Source organism: Kitasatospora sp. NPDC034023, assembly GCF_055575795.1.
Genome location: NZ_JBVIRY010000023.1, coordinates 1 through 20,572, shown reverse-complemented (window position 1 = coordinate 20,572; position 20,572 = coordinate 1). Strand labels below are relative to the sequence as shown.

The 20,572-nt window shown below is 67.8% G+C and carries 32 protein-coding genes; all 32 read left to right on the top strand.

The window, feature by feature from the left end; all coding sequences use genetic code 11:
* The first annotated feature begins 16 nt into the window (after positions 1 to 16).
* The 32 genes from rplB (at position 17) to glmM (ending at position 20,428) form a co-directional block, all read left to right on the top strand.
* Entirely contained in the window at positions 17 to 853 is an 837-nt protein-coding gene (rplB, locus tag ACZ52R_RS27385) for a 50S ribosomal protein L2 (RefSeq protein ID WP_188306762.1), read from the top strand.
* An 11-nt stretch (positions 854 to 864) separates the two neighbouring features.
* Positions 865 to 1,146 carry a 30S ribosomal protein S19 gene (rpsS, locus tag ACZ52R_RS27380; protein ID WP_030055821.1) on the top strand — a complete coding sequence of 94 codons (282 nt, stop codon included), beginning with the start codon at positions 865 to 867 and terminating at the stop codon, positions 1,144 to 1,146.
* Positions 1,147 to 1,196: 50 nt separating this feature from the next.
* Complete coding sequence (rplV, locus tag ACZ52R_RS27375; protein WP_033824229.1) at positions 1,197 to 1,544, top strand: 50S ribosomal protein L22; 348 nt, start codon at positions 1,197 to 1,199, stop codon at positions 1,542 to 1,544.
* The gene (gene rpsC, locus ACZ52R_RS27370; protein ID WP_030393298.1) at positions 1,544 to 2,368 is read left to right on the top strand and encodes a 30S ribosomal protein S3; all 825 of its coding nucleotides are present in this window, start codon (positions 1,544 to 1,546) and stop codon (positions 2,366 to 2,368) included. Before rplV ends, rpsC begins: the two co-directional genes overlap by 1 nt.
* A gap of 5 nt (positions 2,369 to 2,373) precedes the next feature.
* Positions 2,374 to 2,793 (top strand): 50S ribosomal protein L16, encoded by a 420-nt coding sequence (gene rplP / locus ACZ52R_RS27365; RefSeq protein ID WP_030055824.1) that lies wholly within the window; start codon positions 2,374 to 2,376, stop codon positions 2,791 to 2,793.
* Positions 2,793 to 3,017, top strand: a complete 225-nt coding sequence (gene rpmC / locus ACZ52R_RS27360; protein ID WP_049649042.1) for a 50S ribosomal protein L29 — start codon at positions 2,793 to 2,795, stop codon at positions 3,015 to 3,017. The genes rplP and rpmC overlap by 1 nt, the downstream gene beginning before the upstream one ends.
* The gene (rpsQ, locus tag ACZ52R_RS27355) at positions 3,017 to 3,289 is read left to right on the top strand and encodes a 30S ribosomal protein S17 (RefSeq protein ID WP_030055826.1); all 273 of its coding nucleotides are present in this window, start codon (positions 3,017 to 3,019) and stop codon (positions 3,287 to 3,289) included. Before rpmC ends, rpsQ begins: the two co-directional genes overlap by 1 nt.
* Before the next feature lie 102 nt (positions 3,290 to 3,391).
* Positions 3,392 to 3,763: a 50S ribosomal protein L14 gene (rplN, locus tag ACZ52R_RS27350; RefSeq protein ID WP_030393301.1), complete on the top strand. Its 372-nt coding sequence runs from the start codon at positions 3,392 to 3,394 to the stop codon at positions 3,761 to 3,763.
* Between the two features lie 15 nt (positions 3,764 to 3,778).
* Entirely contained in the window at positions 3,779 to 4,090 is a 312-nt protein-coding gene (rplX, locus tag ACZ52R_RS27345) for a 50S ribosomal protein L24 (RefSeq protein WP_030055828.1), read from the top strand.
* The gene (gene rplE / locus ACZ52R_RS27340; protein ID WP_030393302.1) at positions 4,090 to 4,659 is read left to right on the top strand and encodes a 50S ribosomal protein L5; all 570 of its coding nucleotides are present in this window, start codon (positions 4,090 to 4,092) and stop codon (positions 4,657 to 4,659) included. The genes rplX and rplE overlap by 1 nt, the downstream gene beginning before the upstream one ends.
* 4 nt (positions 4,660 to 4,663) lie before the next feature.
* Positions 4,664 to 4,849: a type Z 30S ribosomal protein S14 gene (locus ACZ52R_RS27335; RefSeq protein ID WP_030055830.1), complete on the top strand. Its 186-nt coding sequence runs from the start codon at positions 4,664 to 4,666 to the stop codon at positions 4,847 to 4,849.
* Positions 4,850 to 5,115: 266 nt separating this feature from the next.
* The gene (rpsH, locus tag ACZ52R_RS27330) at positions 5,116 to 5,523 is read left to right on the top strand and encodes a 30S ribosomal protein S8 (protein ID WP_033824224.1); all 408 of its coding nucleotides are present in this window, start codon (positions 5,116 to 5,118) and stop codon (positions 5,521 to 5,523) included.
* Positions 5,524 to 5,545: 22 nt separating this feature from the next.
* Positions 5,546 to 6,085: a 50S ribosomal protein L6 gene (gene rplF, locus ACZ52R_RS27325; protein ID WP_030055832.1), complete on the top strand. Its 540-nt coding sequence runs from the start codon at positions 5,546 to 5,548 to the stop codon at positions 6,083 to 6,085.
* 3 nt (positions 6,086 to 6,088) lie between these two features.
* Positions 6,089 to 6,472: a 50S ribosomal protein L18 gene (gene rplR, locus ACZ52R_RS27320; RefSeq protein WP_030280785.1), complete on the top strand. Its 384-nt coding sequence runs from the start codon at positions 6,089 to 6,091 to the stop codon at positions 6,470 to 6,472.
* Between the two features lie 48 nt (positions 6,473 to 6,520).
* The gene (gene rpsE / locus ACZ52R_RS27315; RefSeq protein ID WP_030393306.1) at positions 6,521 to 7,141 is read left to right on the top strand and encodes a 30S ribosomal protein S5; all 621 of its coding nucleotides are present in this window, start codon (positions 6,521 to 6,523) and stop codon (positions 7,139 to 7,141) included.
* Positions 7,141 to 7,323, top strand: coding sequence for a 50S ribosomal protein L30 (rpmD, locus tag ACZ52R_RS27310; protein WP_030055835.1), 183 nt, complete (start codon positions 7,141 to 7,143; stop codon positions 7,321 to 7,323). The genes rpsE and rpmD overlap by 1 nt, the downstream gene beginning before the upstream one ends.
* Positions 7,324 to 7,325: 2 nt before the next feature.
* A complete protein-coding gene (rplO, locus tag ACZ52R_RS27305; protein ID WP_360495020.1) occupies positions 7,326 to 7,778 on the top strand; it encodes a 50S ribosomal protein L15 in 453 nt (150 codons plus the stop codon).
* A gap of 326 nt (positions 7,779 to 8,104) precedes the next feature.
* On the top strand, positions 8,105 to 9,415 hold the full coding sequence (secY, locus tag ACZ52R_RS27300; protein ID WP_360495023.1) for a preprotein translocase subunit SecY: 1,311 nt from the start codon (positions 8,105 to 8,107) through the stop codon (positions 9,413 to 9,415).
* On the top strand, positions 9,415 to 10,068 hold the full coding sequence (locus ACZ52R_RS27295) for an adenylate kinase (RefSeq protein ID WP_360495026.1): 654 nt from the start codon (positions 9,415 to 9,417) through the stop codon (positions 10,066 to 10,068). The genes secY and ACZ52R_RS27295 overlap by 1 nt, the downstream gene beginning before the upstream one ends.
* A gap of 117 nt (positions 10,069 to 10,185) precedes the next feature.
* A complete protein-coding gene (gene map, locus ACZ52R_RS27290; protein ID WP_360495029.1) occupies positions 10,186 to 11,025 on the top strand; it encodes a type I methionyl aminopeptidase in 840 nt (279 codons plus the stop codon).
* Positions 11,026 to 11,167: 142 nt separating this feature from the next.
* Positions 11,168 to 11,593: a large conductance mechanosensitive channel protein MscL gene (gene mscL, locus ACZ52R_RS27285; protein WP_465662434.1), complete on the top strand. Its 426-nt coding sequence runs from the start codon at positions 11,168 to 11,170 to the stop codon at positions 11,591 to 11,593.
* 194 nt (positions 11,594 to 11,787) lie between these two features.
* Positions 11,788 to 12,009, top strand: a complete 222-nt coding sequence (infA, locus tag ACZ52R_RS27280) for a translation initiation factor IF-1 (RefSeq protein WP_003956442.1) — start codon at positions 11,788 to 11,790, stop codon at positions 12,007 to 12,009.
* A 33-nt stretch (positions 12,010 to 12,042) separates the two neighbouring features.
* Positions 12,043 to 12,156 carry a 50S ribosomal protein L36 gene (rpmJ, locus tag ACZ52R_RS27275; RefSeq protein WP_003956441.1) on the top strand — a complete coding sequence of 38 codons (114 nt, stop codon included), beginning with the start codon at positions 12,043 to 12,045 and terminating at the stop codon, positions 12,154 to 12,156.
* Positions 12,157 to 12,332: 176 nt separating this feature from the next.
* The gene (rpsM, locus tag ACZ52R_RS27270) at positions 12,333 to 12,713 is read left to right on the top strand and encodes a 30S ribosomal protein S13 (protein ID WP_360495035.1); all 381 of its coding nucleotides are present in this window, start codon (positions 12,333 to 12,335) and stop codon (positions 12,711 to 12,713) included.
* A 72-nt stretch (positions 12,714 to 12,785) separates the two neighbouring features.
* On the top strand, positions 12,786 to 13,193 hold the full coding sequence (gene rpsK / locus ACZ52R_RS27265; protein WP_030232513.1) for a 30S ribosomal protein S11: 408 nt from the start codon (positions 12,786 to 12,788) through the stop codon (positions 13,191 to 13,193).
* A 145-nt stretch (positions 13,194 to 13,338) separates the two neighbouring features.
* Entirely contained in the window at positions 13,339 to 14,361 is a 1,023-nt protein-coding gene (locus ACZ52R_RS27260) for a DNA-directed RNA polymerase subunit alpha (protein ID WP_030055844.1), read from the top strand.
* Positions 14,362 to 14,488: 127 nt separating this feature from the next.
* Complete coding sequence (gene rplQ / locus ACZ52R_RS27255) at positions 14,489 to 14,983, top strand: 50S ribosomal protein L17 (RefSeq protein ID WP_465754337.1); 495 nt, start codon at positions 14,489 to 14,491, stop codon at positions 14,981 to 14,983.
* A 75-nt stretch (positions 14,984 to 15,058) separates the two neighbouring features.
* A complete protein-coding gene (gene truA, locus ACZ52R_RS27250; protein ID WP_465616181.1) occupies positions 15,059 to 15,967 on the top strand; it encodes a tRNA pseudouridine(38-40) synthase TruA in 909 nt (302 codons plus the stop codon).
* Positions 15,968 to 16,008: 41 nt separating this feature from the next.
* Entirely contained in the window at positions 16,009 to 17,667 is a 1,659-nt protein-coding gene (locus ACZ52R_RS27245) for an ABC-F family ATP-binding cassette domain-containing protein (RefSeq protein WP_465616183.1), read from the top strand.
* Positions 17,668 to 17,899: 232 nt separating this feature from the next.
* A complete protein-coding gene (gene rplM / locus ACZ52R_RS27240; protein WP_465616185.1) occupies positions 17,900 to 18,343 on the top strand; it encodes a 50S ribosomal protein L13 in 444 nt (147 codons plus the stop codon).
* 33 nt (positions 18,344 to 18,376) lie between these two features.
* Complete coding sequence (gene rpsI, locus ACZ52R_RS27235; protein ID WP_396288796.1) at positions 18,377 to 18,898, top strand: 30S ribosomal protein S9; 522 nt, start codon at positions 18,377 to 18,379, stop codon at positions 18,896 to 18,898.
* Between the two features lie 165 nt (positions 18,899 to 19,063).
* Complete coding sequence (gene glmM / locus ACZ52R_RS27230; protein WP_465616187.1) at positions 19,064 to 20,428, top strand: phosphoglucosamine mutase; 1,365 nt, start codon at positions 19,064 to 19,066, stop codon at positions 20,426 to 20,428.
* Positions 20,429 to 20,572 lie beyond the last annotated feature (144 nt).

Below are 20,572 nucleotides of genomic sequence, written 5' to 3'. Positions count from 1 at the left end.
AGGACGAGAGAGCCAAATGGGCATCCGCAAGTACAAGCCGACTACGCCGGGCCGTCGTGGCTCCAGCGTGGCCGACTTCGTAGAGATCACGCGGTCCACGCCGGAGAAGTCGCTGGTTCGCCCCCTGCACAGCAAGGGCGGCCGTAACAACGCCGGTCGGATCACCGCTCGCCACCAGGGTGGCGGCCACAAGCGCGCCTACCGCGTGATCGACTTCCGTCGTCACGACAAGGACGGCGTGCCGGCCAAGGTCGCTCACATCGAGTACGACCCGAACCGCACCGCGCGCATCGCGCTCCTGCACTACCTGGACGGCGAGAAGCGCTACATCATCGCACCGCGCGGCATCGCGCAGGGTGACCGGATCGAGAACGGCGCTGGCGCCGACATCAAGCCGGGCAACAACCTGCCGCTGCGCAACATCCCGGTCGGTACCACCATCCACGCGGTGGAGCTGCGTCCCGGTGGCGGTGCCAAGCTGGCCCGCTCCGCCGGGTCCGGCATCCAGCTGCTGGCGCGTGAGGGCAAGATGGCGCACCTGCGCATGCCCTCCGGTGAGATCCGCCTGGTCGACGCGCGCTGCCGCGCGACCGTCGGCGAGGTCGGCAACGCCGAGCAGTCGAACATCAACTGGGGCAAGGCCGGCCGTATGCGCTGGAAGGGCGTCCGCCCGACCGTGCGTGGTGTCGCCATGAACCCGATCGACCACCCGCACGGTGGTGGTGAGGGTAAGACCTCTGGTGGCCGCCACCCGGTCTCGCCGTGGGGCCAGAAGGAGGGTCGTACCCGTCGCCCGAAGAAGGCGTCGGACGCTCTCATCGTGCGCCGCCGCAAGACCAACAAGAAGCGCTAGGAGCAGGTCAGATGCCGCGCAGTCTCAAGAAGGGCCCCTTCATCGACGGCCACCTTCTCAAGAAGGTGGACGCGCAGAATGAGGCGGGTACCCAGAACGTCATCAAGACCTGGTCCCGTCGCTCCGTGATCTTCCCGGCCATGCTCGGCCACACGATCGCGGTGCACGATGGCCGTAAGCACGTCCCGGTGTTCGTCACCGAGTCGATGGTCGGCCACAAGCTCGGCGAGTTCGCGCCGACGCGCACGTTCCGCGGTCACGTCAAGGACGACCGCAAGTCGAAGCGTCGCTAGTCGCCAGCGAGATTACCGACTCAATGACTTACACCAGCAAGGGGACAACCATGGAAGCCAGGGCCCAGGCGCGGTACATCCGCGTCACGCCCATGAAGGCCCGCCGCGTGGTGGACCTCATCCGTGGCCTGAACGCCACGGAGGCCCAGGCGGTCCTGCGTTTCGCTCCGCAGGCCGCCACCGTGCCGGTCGGCAAGGTGCTCGACAGCGCCATTGCCAACGCCGTGCACAACTACAACCACAACAACGTGGACGACCTCGTCATCAGCGAGGCGTACGTTGACGAGGGTCCGACCCTGAAGCGGTTCCGTCCGCGCGCCCAGGGCCGTGCCTACCGGATCCGCAAGCGGACCAGCCACATCACCGTGGTCGTCAGCAGCAAGGAAGGGACCCGGTAATGGGCCAGAAGGTTAACCCGCACGGGTTCCGCCTCGGCATCAGCACGGACTTCAAGTCCCGCTGGTACGCCGACAAGCTGTACAAGGACTACGTCAAGGAAGACGTTGCCATTCGTCGCATGATGACGAAGGGCATGGAGCGCGCCGGCATCTCCAAGGTCGAGATCGAGCGCACCCGCGACCGCGTCCGCGTCGACATCCACACCGCTCGCCCCGGCATCGTCATCGGTCGCCGTGGCACCGAGGCCGACCGCATCCGCGGCGACCTCGAGAAGCTGACCGGCAAGCAGGTCCAGCTGAACATCCTCGAGGTCAAGAACCCCGAGCTGGACGCCCAGCTCGTGGCTCAGGGCGTCGCGGAGCAGCTGTCCTCCCGCGTGTCGTTCCGCCGTGCCATGCGCAAGTCGATGCAGGGCACCATGAAGTCCGGCGCCAAGGGCATCAAGGTCCAGTGCTCCGGTCGTCTCGGCGGCGCCGAGATGAGCCGTTCGGAGTTCTACCGCGAGGGCCGTGTGCCGCTGCACACCCTGCGCGCGAACGTCGACTACGGCTTCTTCGAGGCCAAGACGACCTTCGGCCGCATCGGTGTGAAGGTCTGGATCTACAAGGGCGACGTCAAGAACATCGCCGAGGTCCGCGCTGAGAACGCCGCTGCCCGCTCGGGCAACCGCCCGGCCCGTCCCGAGGGTGGTCGTCCCGCCCGCGGTGGCGAGCGCCGTGGTGGCGAGCGCGGTGGCCGTGGCCGTCGCCCCGCCGCTTCCGAGGCCCCCGCGGCCCCGGTCGCCGAGGCTCCGGCTGCCGAGAACACCGGAACGGAGGCCTGACCCCAATGCTGATCCCCCGTCGGGTCAAGCACCGCAAGCAGCACCACCCGAAGCGCCGTGGCGCTGCCAAGGGTGGCACCGAGCTCGCCTTCGGCGAGTACGGCATCCAGGCCGTCACCCCGGCCTACGTGACGAACCGGCAGATCGAGTCCGCTCGTATCGCCGTCACCCGTCACATCAAGCGTGGCGGCAAGGTCTGGATCAACATCTACCCGGACCGTCCGCTCACCAAGAAGCCGGCCGAGACCCGCATGGGTTCCGGTAAGGGTTCGCCCGAGTGGTGGATCGCGAACGTGCACCCGGGTCGGGTCATGTTCGAGCTGTCGTACCCCAACGAGAAGGTGGCTCGTGAGGCGCTGACCCGCGCTGCTCACAAGCTCCCGATGAAGTGCCGGATCATCCGGCGCGAGGCAGGTGAGAGCTGATGTCGGCCGGCACCAAGGCTGCTGACCTCCGCGAGCTGGACAACGAGGGTCTCGTTGCCAAGCTCCGTGAGGCCAAGGAGGAGCTGTTCAACCTCCGCTTCCAGGCGGCGACCGGGCAGCTCGACAACCACGGACGGCTCAAGCTCGTCCGTAAGGACATCGCGCGGATCTACACCCTGATGCGCGAGCGCGAGCTGGGCATCGAGACGGTGGAGAGCGCCTGATGACTGAGAACACCAACGAGACGCGCGGTTTCCGCAAGACCCGTGAGGGTCTCGTCGTCAGCGACAAGATGGACAAGACCGTCGTCGTCGCCGTCGAGGACCGCGTCAAGCACGCTCTGTACGGCAAGGTCATCCGCCGTACGAACAAGCTGAAGGCGCACGACGAGGCGAACGCCTGCGGCATCGGCGACCGGGTCCTCCTGGCGGAGACCCGCCCGCTGTCCGCGACGAAGCGCTGGCGCGTCGTCGAGATCCTCGAGAAGGCCAAGTAACGAAGTTGATGCGGTACGGCCGTATGTGCACCAGGCCCCTCGTGGGCGCTGGTGTGAGCAGCGGCCGGCCCGTCAGCTCTCGTTGACGATCAGGAGAAAGCTGTGATCCAGCAGGAGTCGCGACTGCGTGTCGCCGACAACACGGGCGCGAAGGAAATCCTTTGCATCCGCGTTCTCGGTGGTTCCGGTCGCCGCTACGCCGGCATCGGGGACGTCATCGTCGCGACCGTCAAGGACGCGATCCCCGGCGGTTCGGTGAAGAAGGGTGACGTCGTCAAGTGCGTCGTCGTCCGTACCGTGAAGTCGCGTCGTCGTCCGGATGGCTCGTACATCCGTTTCGACGAGAACGCCGCGGTCGTTCTGAAGAACACCGATGGTGACCCCCGTGGTACCCGCATCTTCGGCCCGGTGGGCCGCGAGCTGCGTGACAAGAAGTTCATGAAGATCATCTCGCTTGCGCCGGAGGTGCTCTAACTCATGGCGAACAGCATGAAGATCAAGAAGGGTGACCTGGTTCAGGTCATCACCGGCAAGGACCGCGGCAAGCAGGGCAAGGTCATCCAGGCCATGCCCGCCGAGAACAAGGTCCTGGTCGAGGGTGTGAACCGGGTCAAGAAGCACACCAAGCCGGGCCCGGGCACTCAGGGTGGCATCGTCACCGTCGAGGCCCCGGTGCACGTCTCCAACGTCCAGCTGGTCGTGGAGAAGGACGGCAAGAAGGTCGTCACCCGCGTTGGCTACCGCTTCGATGACGAGGGCAACAAGATCCGCGTTGCCAAGCGAACCGGTGAGGACATCTGATGTCTGAGACGACTGTTGAGAAGGTGACCCCCCGTCTCAAGGAGCGTTACAACTCCGAGATCAAGGGTCAGCTGCAGGAGCAGTTCTCGTACGAGAACGTCATGCTGACGCCCGGCCTGGTCAAGGTCGTCGTCAACATGGGTGTCGGCGAGGCCGCCCGTGACAGCAAGCTGATCGAGGGCGCGATCCGCGACCTGACCGCGATCACCGGTCAGAAGCCGGCCGTGACCAAGGCTCGCAAGTCCATCGCGCAGTTCAAGCTGCGCGAGGGCCAGCCGATCGGCACGCACGTCACCCTCCGTGGTGACCGCATGTGGGAGTTCCTGGACCGTCTGGTTTCGCTGGCCCTGCCGCGAATCCGCGACTTCCGCGGCCTCTCCCCGAAGCAGTTCGACGGCCGTGGCAACTACACCTTCGGTCTGACCGAGCAGGTTATGTTCCACGAGATCGACCAGGACAAGGTCGACCGTCAGCGCGGTATGGACATCACCGTCGTGACCACCGCTCAGACCGACGACGAGGGCCGGGCGCTCCTGCGTGCTCTGGGCTTCCCGTTCAAGGAGGCGTGAGCCAATGGCGAAGAAGTCCCTCATCGCGAAGTCCGAGCGCAAGCCGAAGTTCGGCGTCCGGGCCTACACCCGGTGCCAGCGCTGCGGCCGTCCGCACTCGGTGTACCGCAAGTTCGGCCTGTGCCGTGTCTGCCTCCGTGAGATGGCGCACCGCGGCGAGCTGCCGGGCGTGACCAAGAGCTCCTGGTAATCCAGGCGCTTTAGGCACCCAGCGAAGCAGAGGTGCCCGATCCCACACCGGCCCGTTTTGGGCCTGCCGTACGGATTCCCGTAAGGTAGTGGGGTCGGGCCCCCTGCCACGGCTTCCCCATGGATGTTCGTGGCCCTTTACGGAGGGCTCGCACCCAGTCTTACGACGTCGCAGGTCCCCTGCGCTTGTGCCCCTACCGCACTCGGAAGAGTGCGGGAGGGGGACCTGGCGCGGAGAAACCGCGGCGAGAGAGGCCTGAGGCCATCATGACCATGACCGACCCCATCGCAGACATGCTCACGCGTCTGCGTAACGCGAACTCGGCGTACCACGACACCGTGGCGATGCCGGCCAGCAAGATCAAGGCGCACGTCGCCGAGATCCTGCAGCAGGAGGGGTACATCTCCTCCTACAAGGTTGAGGAGCCCGTCGAGGGCGAGGTCGGCAAGAAGCTGACCATCGAGCTCAAGTTCGGCCCCAACCGTGAGCGCTCCATCGCCGGCATCAAGCGCATCAGCAAGCCGGGTCTGCGCGTTTACGCAAAGTCCACCAACCTGCCGAAGGTTCTCGGCGGCCTGGGCGTGGCGATCATCTCCACGTCCTCCGGCCTCCTGACCGACAAGCAGGCCGCCAAGAAGGGCGTAGGCGGAGAAGTCCTCGCCTACGTCTGGTAATTCGGGAAACGGAGGTACAGCAATGTCGCGCATTGGACGGCTGCCCATCCAGGTCCCCGCTGGCGTGGACGTCACCATCGATGGCCAGGCGGTCTCGGTGAAGGGCCCGAAGGGCTCCCTCACCCACGTCGTCGCCGCGCCGATCGAGATCGGTAAGGGCGAGGACGGCACGCTGCTCGTCACCCGCCCCAACGACGAGCGTCTGTCGAAGGCCCTGCACGGCCTTTCCCGCACGCTGGTGGCGAACATGATCACCGGCGTGACCGCGGGCTACCGCAAGTCGCTGGAGATCAGCGGTGTCGGCTACCGAGTTCTGGCGAAGGGCTCCGACATGGAGTTCCAGCTGGGCTACAGCCACCCGATCCTCGTCGAGGCGCCCGAGGGCATCTCCTTCGTCGTCGAGTCGGCCACCAAGTTCCACGTGGACGGCATCGACAAGCAGAAGGTCGGCGAGGTCGCCGCGAAGATCCGCAAGCTGCGCAAGCCCGACCCGTACAAGGCCAAGGGTGTCAAGTACGCGGGCGAGGTCATCCGCCGCAAGGTCGGAAAGAGTGGTAAGTAAGCGATGAGTGTCTCTGTCAAGATCGGCAAGGGCAACGCCTACAAGAGCGCCGCTCGCAAGCGCCGCGCGATCCGCGTTCGCAAGCGCGTCGTCGGCACCGAGGTGCGTCCGCGTCTCGTCGTGACGCGCTCGAACCGTCACATGGTCGCCCAGGTCATCGACGACGCCAAGGGTCACACCCTGGCGTCGGCGTCCACCCTCGACGTGTCCATCAAGGGCGCCGAGGGCGACAAGACCGAGCTGGCCAAGAAGGTCGGGAGCCTGGTCGCCGAGCGCGCCAAGGCCGCCGGCATCGAGTCGGTCGTCTTCGACCGCGCGGGCAACCGGTACGCCGGCCGCATCGCCGCCCTGGCGGACGCGGCCCGCGAGGCCGGGCTCGACTTCTAAGCCGCTCGTCGACTCTGTCGGCGGACGTAATCGAGAGAGGTAATTCCAATGGCTGGACCCCAGCGCCGCGGTAGCGGCGCCGGCGGCGGCACCGGTGGCGAGCGGCGTGACCGTAAGCGTGACGACCGGGGCAACGCCCCCGCCGTCGAGAAGACCGCTTACGTCGAGCGCGTCGTCGCGATCAACCGTGTCGCCAAGGTTGTCAAGGGTGGTCGTCGTTTCTCCTTCACCGCGCTGGTCGTGGTGGGCGATGGCGATGGCACCGTGGGTGTTGGTTACGGGAAGGCGAAGGAGGTTCCGGCCGCCATCGCCAAGGGTGTTGAGGAGGCCAAGAAGAACTTCTTCAAGGTCCCCCGTATCCAGGGCACCATCCCGCACCCCATCCAGGGTGAGAAGGCCGCCGGCGTCGTGCTCCTGAAGCCCGCCGCCCCCGGTACCGGTGTTATCGCCGGTGGTCCGGTGCGCGCCGTCCTGGAGTGCGCCGGCATCCACGACATCCTGTCGAAGTCGCTCGGCTCGGACAACGCGATCAACATCGTGCACGCCACCGTGGCTGCTCTGAAGGGCCTCGTGCGCCCCGAGGAGATCGCCGCTCGTCGTGGCCTGCCGCTGGAGGACGTGGCCCCCGCTGCTCTGCTGCGGGCGCGTGCTGCTGGGGTGAGCGCCTGATGGCTCGCCTGAAGATCACGCAGACCAAGTCGTACATCGGCAGCAAGCAGAACCACCGTGACACCCTGCGTTCGCTTGGTCTCAAGCGCATGCACGACGTCGTGGTGAAGGAGGACCGTCCCGAGATCCGCGGGATGGCCCACACGGTCCGTCACCTGGTGACGGTTGAGGAGGTGGACTGATCATGGGCGAGAACCCGATCAAGATCCACAACCTGCGTCCCGCCCCTGGTGCCAAGACCGACAAGATCCGTGTCGGTCGTGGTGAGGGCTCCAAGGGTAAGACCGCTGGTCGTGGTACCAAGGGCACCAAGGCCCGCTACCAGGTTCCGCAGCGCTTCGAGGGTGGCCAGATGCCCCTCCACATGCGCCTGCCGAAGCTGAAGGGCTTCAAGAACCCCTTCAAGATCACCTTCCAGGTGGTCAACCTCGACAAGCTGGCCGAGCTCTACCCGCAGGGTGGAGAGGTCACCGTCGAGGGTCTCGTCGAGAAGGGCGCGGTTCGCAAGAACTCGCTCGTCAAGGTGCTCGGCACCGGCGAGATCTCGGTTGCCCTGCAGGTCTCGGTGGACGCCGTCTCCGGCACCGCCGCCGAGAAGATCAAGGCCGCCGGCGGTACGGTCAACGAGCTCATCTGAGCCCGCTGACACTCCGGCTTCGAGCCCCGCACCTCCTTCGGGAGGTGCGGGGCTCGTGCCGTTCCCGGGCCGTGCGGGACCGTTCGGTTCCGGACGGCCGGGTGCTCGTTCTTTTGTGTGGCAAACCCGGGCATCCCGTACCCCGTGAGTGGGGGAGGGGCCGTACGCGCTTCTTCCGAGTGGCCGCGCACTGTTAGAGTCCGTGGAGTTCCCTTGTAGGCTGCGCGTAGGCTCGCCTGTGCCGTCTGTACGGGAGCCCGAACCGCAAACTCCCCATTCAGGACCGACCCTCCCGCCGACGACGTGCGGGAGGCGCAGGAGGCACCGTGCTCAGTGCGTTCGCGCGGGCGTTCCAGACGCCCGACCTGCGCAAGAAGCTGCTGTTCACGCTGGGCATCATGGTGCTGTTCCGGCTGGGCTCGCACATTCCGATCCCCGGCGTGAGCTTCACGGCCGTGAACGAGTGTGTGAAGGCGACAAAGAACAACGGCCTCTTCGGGCTCGTCAACCTGTTCAGCGGTGGCGCGCTCCTCCAATTGACGATCTTCGCGCTCGGCATCATGCCGTACATCACGGCGAGCATCATCCTCCAGCTCCTCACCGTCGTGATCCCGCGACTGGAGATGCTGAAGAAGGAGGGCCAGGCCGGCCAGGCGAAGATCACCCAGTACACCCGCTACCTGACCATCGCGCTCGCCGTGCTCCAGGGCACCGGCATCGTCGCGACGGCCTCCAGTGGCGCGCTGTTCTCGGGCTGCCCGGTGGCCAACCAGATCGTCCCGGACACCGGAGTGTTCCGGATCGCGGTCATGGTCCTCACGATGACGGCCGGCACCACGGTCATCATGTGGCTGGGTGAGCTGATCACCGACCGCGGCATCGGCAACGGCATGTCGCTGCTGATCTTCACCTCGATCGCGGCGCAGTTCCCGACCTCGATGTGGGCGATCAAGACCGGCGGCACCATCGGCGGCGGCTGGGTCGAGTTCCTCTCCGTGGTCGCGGTCGGCATCATCGTCGTGATGCTGGTCATCTTCGTCGAGCAGGCCCAGCGCCGGATCCCGGTCCAGTACGCGAAGCGGATGATCGGCCGCCGGGCGTTCGGCGGCACCTCGACCTACATCCCGCTCAAGGTGAACCAGGCCGGTGTCATCCCGGTCATCTTCGCCTCGTCGCTGCTCTACATTCCCGCCCTGGTGGTCCAGCTGACCAACAGCCAGGCGGGCTGGGCCACGTGGATCCGGACGAACTTCGTCAAGGGTGACCACCCGATCTACATGGCGACCTACTTCCTGCTGATCGTCTTCTTCGCCTTCTTCTACGTCGCGATCTCCTTCAACCCCGAAGAAGTTGCCGACAATATGAAGAAGTATGGTGGGTTCATCCCGGGCATCCGGGCCGGCCGGCCGACGGCCGAGTACCTGAACTACGTGCTGACCCGAATCACGTGGCCGGGTTCGCTCTACCTGGGCCTGATCGCGTTGATCCCGATGATCGCCCTGGTCGCCTTCGGACAGCAGACCGCTTTCCCGTTCGGCGGCACCAGTGTGCTCATCGTCGTCGGCGTCGGACTCGAAACTGTGAAGCAGATCGAGAGCCAGCTCCAGCAGCGCAATTACGAAGGGTTCCTCCGCTGATGCGTATCGTCCTCGTTGGTCCTCCCGGGGCCGGGAAGGGTACTCAGGCGCACCTGCTCGCCAAGACCCTGTCCATTCCCCACATCTCCACCGGAGACCTGTTCCGCGCCAACATCGGTCAGGGCACCCCGCTGGGGCTCGAGGCCAAGAGCTACATGGACGCGGGCCGTCTGGTACCGGACGAGGTCACCATCGGGATGGCCAAGGACCGCATGCTCCAGGAGGACGCCGTGAACGGCTTCCTGCTGGACGGCTTCCCCCGCAACCTCGGCCAGGCCGAGGCGCTCGACGAGTTCCTCGCCGAGCAGGGCATCAAGCTGGACGGCGTGCTGGACCTGGAGGTCCCGGAGGACGAGGTCGTCAAGCGGATCGCGGGCCGTCGCCTGTGCCGCAACGACGGTGGCCACGTCTTCCACGTGGACTACAACCCGCCGAAGGCCGAGGGCGTCTGCGACGAGTGCGGCGGCGAGCTGTACCAGCGCTCGGACGACACCGAGGACAAGGTGCGCACGCGCCTGGAGGTCTACCACACCGAGACCGAGCCGATCATCGGTTACTACAAGGAGCAGGGTCTCCTGGTGACCATCCCGGCCCTCGGCAAGGTGGACGAGGTCACCGCCCGCGCGATCGAGGCGCTGAAGCAGGACAGCTGAGTCTCTCGGCGAACGTACGACGGTACGGCCGGGTCGCCCGCCCAGCGGGTGGCCCGGCCGTTTCGGCGTCGTACGGTGGTAGGGCAGTGGTAATCCGGACTTGGAAGGCGTGACCAGATGGTGGAGATCAAGACCCCCGAGCAGATCGCGAAGATGCGAGCGGCCGGGCTGGTCGTCGCCGAGGCCCTGAAGGCCTGCCGCGAGGCGGTCGCTCCGGGGGTGACCACCCAGGACCTCAACGACATCGCGGACAAGGTCATCACCGACCACGGCGCCACCTCGAACTTCCGCGCCAACCACGGCGGTCTCTGGTTCCCCGGCGTGATCTGCGCCTCGGTGAACAACGAGGTCGTGCACGGTATCCCGGGCGAGCGGGTGCTGCAGGAGGGCGACCTCATCTCGATCGACTGCGGCGCCATCCTGGACGGCTGGCACGGCGACGCGGCGATCAGCGTGGCGGTCGGCGAGGTCCGCCCCGAGGTCGAGATGCTGAGCCGGGTCACCGAGGGCTCGATGTGGGCCGGCATCGCCCAGATGAAGAAGAACAACCGCCTGGTCGACGTCTCCAAGGCGATCGAGGGCTTCATCCGCCGCCAGCCGCTGCCGCCGAAGGGCAAGTGGGGTATCACCGAGGGCTACGGCGGCCACGGCATCGGCACCGCGATGCACATGGAGCCCCACGTGCTGAACTACGTCGAGCGCGGCCGCGGCAAGGGCCCCAAGCTGGTCCCCGGCACCGTGCTGGCGATCGAGCCGATGGTCTCGCTGGGCACCCCGCACACGACCGTCCTGGACGACGAGTGGACGGTCGTCACCAACGACGGCACCTGGGCCTCGCACTGGGAGCACTCGGTGGCCGTGACCGAGCAGGGCCCGCTGGTCCTGACCGCCTTCGACGGAGGCCGGGCCGAACTGGCCAAGCTGGGCATCACCGCAGCTCCGGACCCGCTCGCGTAGTCGTCGCGGCGCCCGAGCGCCGCTGCTGACAAGGGATCAGAGCCCTGGAGGTTTGGACCTCCAGGGCTTTTGTCCTATTTTTATCGACTGGCAGTGGTCAGCTGCCGCCCGACCGGTTTACGAGCGATGCAGGAGTGAGCACGTGCTCAAGGGATTCCGCGACTTCATGATGCGCGGCAACGTCATCGACATGGCGGTCGGTGTGGTCATCGGTGCCGCGTTCACCGGGGTGGTGACCGGCTTCGTGTCCGCCTTCCTCACCCCGCTGGTGGGCGTGGTGGTCGGTGCGGCCGGCGACTTCAGCTCGTACAAGGCGACGGTGGCCGGGGTCACCTTCCCGTACGGCCAGTTCCTCAACGTCCTGATCGCCTTCGTCATGACCGCCGCGGTGCTCTACTTCTGCGTGGTGCTGCCGATCACCAAGGCGACCGCGCGCTACCTGCCGAAGAAGCCGAAGGCCCCCAAGCGCCCGTGCCCCGAGTGCCTCACCGAGATCCCCGAGGCCGCCCGCCGCTGCTCGGCCTGCACCGCGCACGTCCAGCCGCTGACGCTCTCCGCCGGGGTCTGACGCCGCCGGTGTGACGGGTGCCGCTTTCCGGGGCCCCCGTTTTGGTCCACCGGAAACGCTGGCGTAGGATGGACCGTCGGCTCACTCGTAGCGTGCTTCAGCGCGCCCTCTTCCCCTCGGGGACGGGGTGAACCCAGGTTCGCACGAGCGTTCCGCATACGGTAGCCGGTCCCGGAAGGTGGATCTCGCAGTTCATGGCTAAGAAGCAAGGCGCCATTGAGATCGAGGGCACCGTGATCGAGTCTCTTCCGAACGCGATGTTCAAGGTCGAGCTGCAGAACGGTCACAAGGTCCTCGCGCACATCAGTGGCAAGATGCGCATGCACTACATCCGCATCCTGCCGGACGACCGGGTCGTCGTGGAGCTCAGCCCCTACGACCTCACGCGCGGCCGGATCGTCTACCGCTACAAGTAAGAACGTCAGATCTAGACCCGGAGAACCTGAAGCATGAAGGTCAAGCCGAGCGTCAAGAAGATCTGCGACAAGTGCAAGGTGATCCGCCGTCACGGCCGGGTCATGGTGATCTGCGACAACCTGCGCCACAAGCAGCGCCAGGGCTGATCGCTCTCCAGCATTTCTCGTAGTACTTCGCGCGACGCGAAAACGTCATAAGCGGGCTACCCGATCCGTCCCTTCGCGGACGGACTGCCGCCCCCGGTAAGAGGCCGGGGCTCCCTCACCGTGAGGTGTCGGAGTAGGTAGCACGCAAGACCTCTGAAGAACCACAGGAGCCTTGAATGGCACGCCTCGCCGGCGTTGATCTCCCCCGTGAGAAGCGGATCGAGATCGCCCTTACGTACGTGTACGGCATCGGCCGTACCCGCGCCCAGCAGACCCTCGCCGAGACCGGTGTCAGCCCGGATGTCCGCGTTCGCGACATCTCCGAGGACGACCTGATCAAGCTCGGCCAGTACATTGACGCCAACTACACGGTCGAGGGTGACCTCCGCCGTGAGGTGGCCGCCGACATCCGCCGCAAGGTCGAGATCGGCTGCTACGAGGGTCTGCGTCACCGCCGTGGCCTGCCGGTCCGCGGCCAGCGCACCCACACCAACGCGCGTACCCGCAAGGGCCCGCGTCGCGCGATCGCCGGCAAGAAGAAGCCGGGCAAGAAGTAGTCCGTCCCGTCACCGGACATCCCTCCGGCCCGCGGGTCAGCGGACCGACCACCTCAGTAGGAGAACAGACTTATGCCCCCCAAGGGTCGTCAGGCTGCCGGCGCGAAGAAGATCCGCCGCAAGGAAAAGAAGAACGTCGCTCACGGCCACGCGCACATCAAGAGCACGTTCAACAACACCATCGTTTCGATCACCGACCCCGCGGGCAACGTGATCTCCTGGGCCTCCGCCGGCCACGTCGGCTTCAAGGGCTCGCGCAAGTCCACCCCGTTCGCCGCGCAGATGGCCGCCGAGGCCGCTGCCCGTCGCGCGCAGGAGCACGGCATGCGCAAGGTTGACGTCTTCGTGAAGGGTCCGGGCTCCGGCCGCGAGACCGCGATCCGTTCGCTCCAGGCCACCGGCCTGGAGGTCGGCTCGATCCAGGACGTCACCCCCACCCCGCACAACGGCTGCCGTCCGCCGAAGCGCCGCCGCGTCTGACGCAGCGCCTTCGGGCACGCTGGGTTCTGTTTTAAACCTCGTACGGGCTCCCACGTAGTGAATAGTCACTGCTTTCGGGAGCCCGTACGCTTGGTCCTGTCGGCATCAAATAGTGGGTGCCGAAGACAACTGGAGGAACGCCCCCATGCTTATCGCTCAGCGCCCCTCGCTGACCGAAGAGGTCGTCGACGAGTTCCGCTCGCGGTTCGTGATCGAGCCGCTGGAGCCGGGCTTCGGCTACACCCTCGGCAACTCCCTGCGCCGCACGCTCCTGTCGTCGATCCCGGGTGCCGCTGTCACCAGCATCCGCATCGACGGCGTCCTGCACGAGTTCACCACCGTGCCGGGCGTCAAGGAGGACGTGACCGACCTCATCCTCAACATCAAGCAGCTGGTCGTCTCCTCGGAGCACGACGAGCCGGTCGTGATGTACCTGCGCAAGCAGGGCCCGGGTGTCGTCACCGCCGCCGACATCGCCCCGCCGGCGGGTGTCGAGGTGCACAACCCCGAGCTGGTCCTCGCCACGCTCAACGGCAAGGGCAAGCTGGAGATGGAGCTGACCGTCGAGCGCGGTCGCGGCTACGTCTCCGCCGTCCAGAACAAGGCCTCCGGCCAGGAGATCGGCCGCATCCCGGTCGACTCGATCTACAGCCCCGTGCTGAAGGTCACCTACAAGGTCGAGGCCACCCGTGTCGAGCAGCGGACCGACTTCGACAAGCTGATCGTCGACGTCGAGACCAAGCCCGCCATGCGTCCGCGCGACGCCATGGCCTCGGCCGGCAAGACCCTGGTGGAGCTGTTCGGCCTCGCCCGCGAGCTGAACATCGACGCCGAGGGCATCGACATGGGCCCGTCCCCGACGGACGCCGCCCTGGCCGCCGACCTGGCGCTGCCGATCGAGGAGCTGGAGCTCACCGTTCGGTCGTACAACTGCCTCAAGCGCGAGGGCATCCACACCGTGGGTGAGCTCGTCGCCCGCTCCGAGGCCGACCTGCTCGACATCCGCAACTTCGGTGCGAAGTCGATCGACGAGGTCAAGGCGAAGCTGGCCGGCATGGGCCTGGCCCTCAAGGACAGCCCGCCCGGGTTCGACCCGACCGCCGCCGCCGACGCCTTCGGCGCCGACGACCTGGACGACGCGGGTTACGCGGAGACCGAGCAGTACTGAGAGACTTGACCGCGGGGGCGGTTCTCCGGAACCGCCTCCGCTGTCGTGAAAGTCGTGCGGGCACCGTGCCTGTACGCCCGCTGCGGTACCTGGTACGGCCGCAGTCGGAGATTCGAGGAGTAATTCCATGCCGCGTCCCACCAAGGGTGCCCGCCTCGGCGGCGGCCCGCACCACGAGCCGCTGCTGCTCGCCGGTCTGTGCCGGGAGCTGTTCCAGTACGGCCGCATCACCACGACCGAGGCCAAGGCCCGTCGGATGCGCCCGCTGGCGGAGAAGCTGATCACCAAGGCGAAGAAGGGCGACATCCACAACCGTCGTCTGGTTCGCAAGACGATCACCGACATCGCCGTGCTGCACACCCTCTTCACCGAGATCGCGCCGCGCTACGAGAACCGCCCGGGTGGTTACACCCGTATCACCAAGATCGGTCCCCGTCGTGGCGACAACGCCCCGATGGCCGTGATCGAGCTGGTCGAGGCGCTGACCGTCGCGCAGACCGCCGTCGGCGAGGCCGAGGGCGCCACCAAGCGCGCCGTCAAGGAGGCCGACGAGGCCGCTGCCGTCGAGACCAAGGCCGCCGAGGCCGAGGCCGCCGAGGCCGAGGCCGCCGAGCAGGCCTGACACCTGTAGGTGTAGTGCGGGCCCGTTCTCCCATTCGTGGGGGAGCGGGCCCGTTCCTTCTGTCTGGAGTGGATTGTGGTCAACGATTGCGCCGAGCAGCCGCCGGTGAAGGACGGACCGGCGGACGGGTACGTCCGGGTCCGCCTCGACCTCGCCTACCAGGGCGCCGAGTTCTCCGGCTGGGCCCGGCAGAAGGGCGGCCGGCGGACGGTCCAGGAGGAGATCGAGAGCGCGCTGCAGATCGTCACCCGCAGTCCGGAGCTGTTCCCGCTGACCGTGGCCGGCCGTACCGACGCCGGGGTGCACGCCCGCGGCCAGGTCGCGCACGTCGACCTGCCGGCCGAGCTGTGGGAGGCGCACCGGGACAAGCTGCTGCGCCGGCTGGCCGGCCGGCTCCCCGGGGACGTCCGGATCTACCGGGTCGGCGAGGCGCCGGCCGGGTTCGACGCCCGCTTCTCGGCGATCTGGCGGCGGTACGCGTACCGCGTCGCCGACCACCCGGGCGGGGTGGACCCGCTGCTGCGCGGCCACGTGCTCTGGCACGACCGCCCGCTGGACGTGGACCGGATGAACGCCGCGGCGAAGCTGCTGCTCGGCGAGCACGACTTCGCCGCGTACTGCAAGAAGCGCGAGGGCGCCACCACCATCCGCACCCTGCTGGAGCTGCACTGGGACCGGGTCCCGGTGGACGCCTACGCCGCCCAGGAAGGCTCGCTCGCGGTCGCCACCGTCCGGGCCGACGCCTTCTGCCACAACATGGTCCGGGCGCTGGTCGGCGCGATGCTGCTGGTCGGCGACGGGCACCGGCCGGTGGAGTTCCCCGGCGAGGTGCTGGCGGGCGGGGTGCGCAACTCCGCGGTCAACGTGATCCGGCCGTACGGGCTGACGCTGGAGGAGGTCGGCTACCCGGCGGACGACCAGCTGGCCGAGCGCAATCGCCAGGCCCGGCGGATGCGCACCCTGCCGGGGCAGCCCGTCGGGTAATCCGTTTTGGCCATGGGCGTCCGCTTGGGACAATCGCTCCCATGGGACACGTCGAAATTTCGCACCTTGAGTACTACCTGCCGGACGGACGGGTGCTGTTCGACGACGCGTCCTTCCGGGTCGGCGAGGGCGCCGCGGTCGCCCTGGTCGGCGCGAACGGCGCCGGCAAGACCACCCTGCTGCGGATGATCGCGGGGGACCTCCAGCCGCACGGCGGCTCGGTGACGATCAGCGGCGGGCTCGGCGTGATGCGCCAGTTCGTCGGCACCACCGGCCGCGAGGACCAGCGGTCCACCCCGGGCGCGCTGCCGGCCGACGCCTCGGTCCGCGACCTGCTGGTGTCGGTCGCCCCCGAGCGGATCGCGGTGGCCGCCCGCGCGGTGGACGCGGCCGAGCTGGCGATGATCGCCCAGGACGACGAGAAGACGCAGATGGCCTACGCCCAGGCGCTCTCCGACTGGGCCGACGTCGGCGGCTACGACTACGAGACCGACTGGGACGTCTGCACCATGGCGGCCCTCGGCGTGCCCTTCGACAAGGCCCAGTGGCGCGGCCTGAACACGCTCTCCGGCGGTGAGCAGAAGCGGCTCGTCCTGGAGACGCTGCTGCGCGGCCCCGAGGAGGTGCTGCTGCTGGACGAGCCGGACAACTACCTGGACGTGCCGGGCAAGCGCTGGCTGGAGGAGGCCATCAAGGCGACCTCGAAGACCGTGTTGTACATCTCACACGACCGCGAGCTGCTCTCCCGCACGGCGGAGAAGATCATCAGCGTGGAGTCCGGTGCCGCCGGCAGCAGCGTCTGGGTGCACGGTGGCGGCTTCGACTCCTTCCACGAGGCCCGCAAGGACCGGTTCGCGCGCTTCGAGGAGCTGGGGCGGCGCTGGGACGAGGAGCACGCCAAGCTCAAGAAGCTGGTGGTGACCCTGCGCCAGGCCGCATCGGTCAGCCACGCCCTCGCCACCCGCTACGCGGCCGCGCAGACCCGGCTGAAGAAGTTCGAGGAGGCCGGCCGGCCGGAGGAGCCCCCGCGCGAGCAGAGCATCACCATGCGGCTCAAGGGCGGCCGCACCGGCGTGCGCGCGTTCACCCTGGAGCAGTTGGAACTCACCGACCTGATGCAGCCCTTCGACCTGGAGGTCTTCTACGGCGAGCGGATCGGGGTGCTGGGCGCCAACGGCGCCGGCAAGTCGCACCTCCTGCGGCTGCTGGCCGGCGACGAGACGGTCGCGCACACCGGCGGCTGGAAGCTCGGCGCCCGGGTCGTGCCCGGCCACTTCCGGCAGACCCACGCCCACCCGGAGCTGTTCGGCCGTACCGTCCGCTCCATCGTCGAGGAGGAGCACGCGCTCAGCCGCGGCGCCGCGATGGGCGCGCTGCGGCGGTACGAGCTGGACCGCCAGGAGGAGCAGAAGTTCGAGTCGCTGTCCGGCGGGCAGCAGGCCCGGCTGATGATCCTCAAGCTCGAACTCTCCGGTGTGACAGCCCTGTTGCTCGACGAGCCGACCGACAACCTGGACCTGGAGAGCGCCGAGGCGCTGCAGGCCGGGCTGGAGGCCTTCGACGGCACCGTGCTGTGCGTCACCCACGACCGCTGGTTCGCCAAGACCTTCGACCGCTTCCTGGTGTTCGGGGCCGACGGCCGGGTGTACGAGTCGCCGGAACCGGTCTGGGACGTGACCCGGGTGGAGCGCGAACGCTGAGTGACGGCGAGGGGGGTCCACGTCGATTTTTGACCCCTTCCCGTCGTGCCGGTAACCTGGACGCTTGATGTGCGTATTGGCTCGCTCTATCTCACGTGAGAGGTCGGTACGCCGGAGACATCAGGTCGACGACCAGCGGTCCCCCTTGAATTGCGTCCAAGGTTGACCAGGCTGCTCTTCCGTCCGGGTGCTCCTGTCAGGACTCACTCACTGAAAAGCGAAGGCTACGACCGTGCGTACGTACAGCCCCAAGCCCGGCGACGTCCAGCGTCAGTGGCACGTCATCGACGCGACCGACGTCGTGCTCGGCCGCCTGGCTTCCCAGGCCGCCAACCTCCTCCGGGGCAAGCACAAGGCGATCTACGCGCCGCACGTTGACACTGGTGACTTCGTCATCATCATCAACGCCGACAAGGTGCACCTGTCCGGTAACAAGAAGACCCAGAAGCTGGCCTACCGCCACTCGGGCTTCCCGGGCGGTCTGCGCTCGGTGCGCTACGACGACCTGCTGGCGAACAACCCGGAGAAGGCCGTCGAGAAGGCCATCAAGGGCATGATCCCCAAGAACAGCCTGGGCCGCCAGATGCTCTCGAAGCTGAAGGTCTACTCGGGCGACCAGCACCCCCACGCTGCCCAGCAGCCGGTGCCGTTCGAGATCACCCAGGTCTCGCAGTAATTCGGCCACCAAGCCCCCCATCACTGAAAAGAGCTGAGGAACACCGTGGCCGAGACCACTGAAACCCTTGAGGTCGACTTCGACGAGGCCGCCGAGGCCGTCGAGGGCGAGTACACCTCCGAGGAGAGCTACACCTCCGAGTCCCTGGCCGGCCGCTTCGGCGAGGCCATCCCGGGCGCCGGCCTCGGCCGTCGCAAGGAGGCGATCGCCCGCGTGCGCATCGTCCCCGGCACCGGCCAGTGGAAGATCAACGGTCGCACCCTTGAGGACTACTTCCCCAACAAGGTGCACCAGCAGACCGTGAACGAGCCCTTCAAGCTCCTCGAGCTGGACGGCCGTTACGACGTCGTCGCCCGCATCAGCGGCGGCGGCGTGTCCGGCCAGGCCTACGCGCTGCGCCTCGGCGTGGCCCGTGCCCTGAACGAGGCCGACGTGGACAACAACCGCGGCGCGCTGAAGAAGGCCGGCTTCCTGACCCGTGACGCCCGCGCCGTCGAGCGCAAGAAGGCCGGTCTCAAGAAGGCCCGCAAGGCGCCGCAGTACAGCAAGCGCTAATCGCGTCCCAGGGGGGCGTCCGCCCTGGCGGCGCCGCCCCCCTGGTGTTGCGCAACCGTCGCCCCGGAGTACCACGTGTACTCCGGGGCGACGCGTTCCCCGGCTACTGTGCGGCGGCCGGGATCATCGGTTGGGTTCCGAGCAGTGGTGATGGAGGACGGGACAGTGGGACGACTCTTCGGTACGGACGGCGTACGCGGGGTGGCCAACCAGGGCCTGACGGCGGAGCTCGCGCTCGGGCTGTCGGTCGCGGCGGCGCACGTGCTCGGCGAGGCCGGTGCCTTCGACGGCCACCGGCCGGTCGCGGTGGTCGGCCGTGACCCGCGTGCCTCGGGAGAGTTCCTGGAGGCCGCCGTCATCGCCGGTCTGGCGAGTGCCGGAGTCGACGTCCTGCGGGTCGGCGTCCTGCCCACCCCGGCCGTGGCCTACCTCACCGGCGCGCTCGGCGCCGACTTCGGCGTGATGCTGTCCGCCAGTCACAACGCCATGCCGGACAACGGCATCAAGTTCCTCGCCCGCGGCGGCCACAAGCTGGACGACCGCATCGAGGACGCGATCGAGTCCCACTACCGCAAGCACACGCTCGGCGAGGAGGACTGGAACCGTCCGACCGGCGCCGCCGTCGGCCGGGTCCGCGAGTACACCGAGGGCTTCGACAAGTACGTCGCCCACCTGATCGGCGTGCTGCCCAACCGCCTGGACGGCGTCAAGGTCGTCATCGACGGCGCCCACGGCGCGGCCGCCTACGTCGCCCCCGAGGCCTTCGCCCGGGCCGGCGCCGAGGTCGTCCACACCCTGGGGGCCGAGCCCACCGGCCTCAACATCAACGACGGCGTCGGCTCCACCCACCTGGACCGGCTGCGCGTCGCGATGAAGGAGCACAAGGCCGACTTCGGCATCGCCCTGGACGGCGACGCCGACCGCTGCCTGGCCGCCGACGCCGAGGGCGACGAGGTGGACGGCGACCAGATCATCGCCATCCTCGCGGTCGCCATGAAGGAGGCCGGCACCCTGCGCGGCAACACCGCGGTGGCCACCGTGATGTCCAACCTCGGCTTCAAGCTGGCAATGGAGCGCGAGGGCATCGAGCTGGTGGAGACCGCCGTCGGCGACCGCTACGTGCTGGAGGCCATGAAGGAGCACGGCTTCGCGCTGGGCGGCGAGCAGTCCGGCCACGTCATCCTGCTGGACCACGCCACCACCGGTGACGGCACCCTGACCGGCCTGATGCTGGGCGCCCGACTGGCCGCCACCAAGCAGCCGCTGGCCGACCTGGCCGCCGTGATGACCCGGCTGCCGCAGGTCCTGATCAACGTCAAGGGCGTCGACAAGTCCCGGGTGAAGACCAGCACCGAGCTGGCCGCCGCGGTCGCCGCGGCCGAGGCCGAGCTGGGCTCCACCGGCCGGGTGCTGCTGCGGCCGTCGGGCACCGAGCCGCTGGTCCGGGTGATGGTCGAGGCCGCCGACCCGGTGCAGGCCGAGGCGGTCGGGCAGCGGCTGGCCGAGGCGGTCCGCACCCACCTGGGCTGAGCCCGTACGCCCTGTACACCCCGTACGCCCAGAGGGCCCCCGCCGGGTTCCGGATGCTGTTGGTTAATCGGTGAGGGCCTGCGTGACGTCGGCCTGTACGACCCCGTTGGGGTTGTGCAGGCCGTTGTCGTGTTCAGGGGTGGG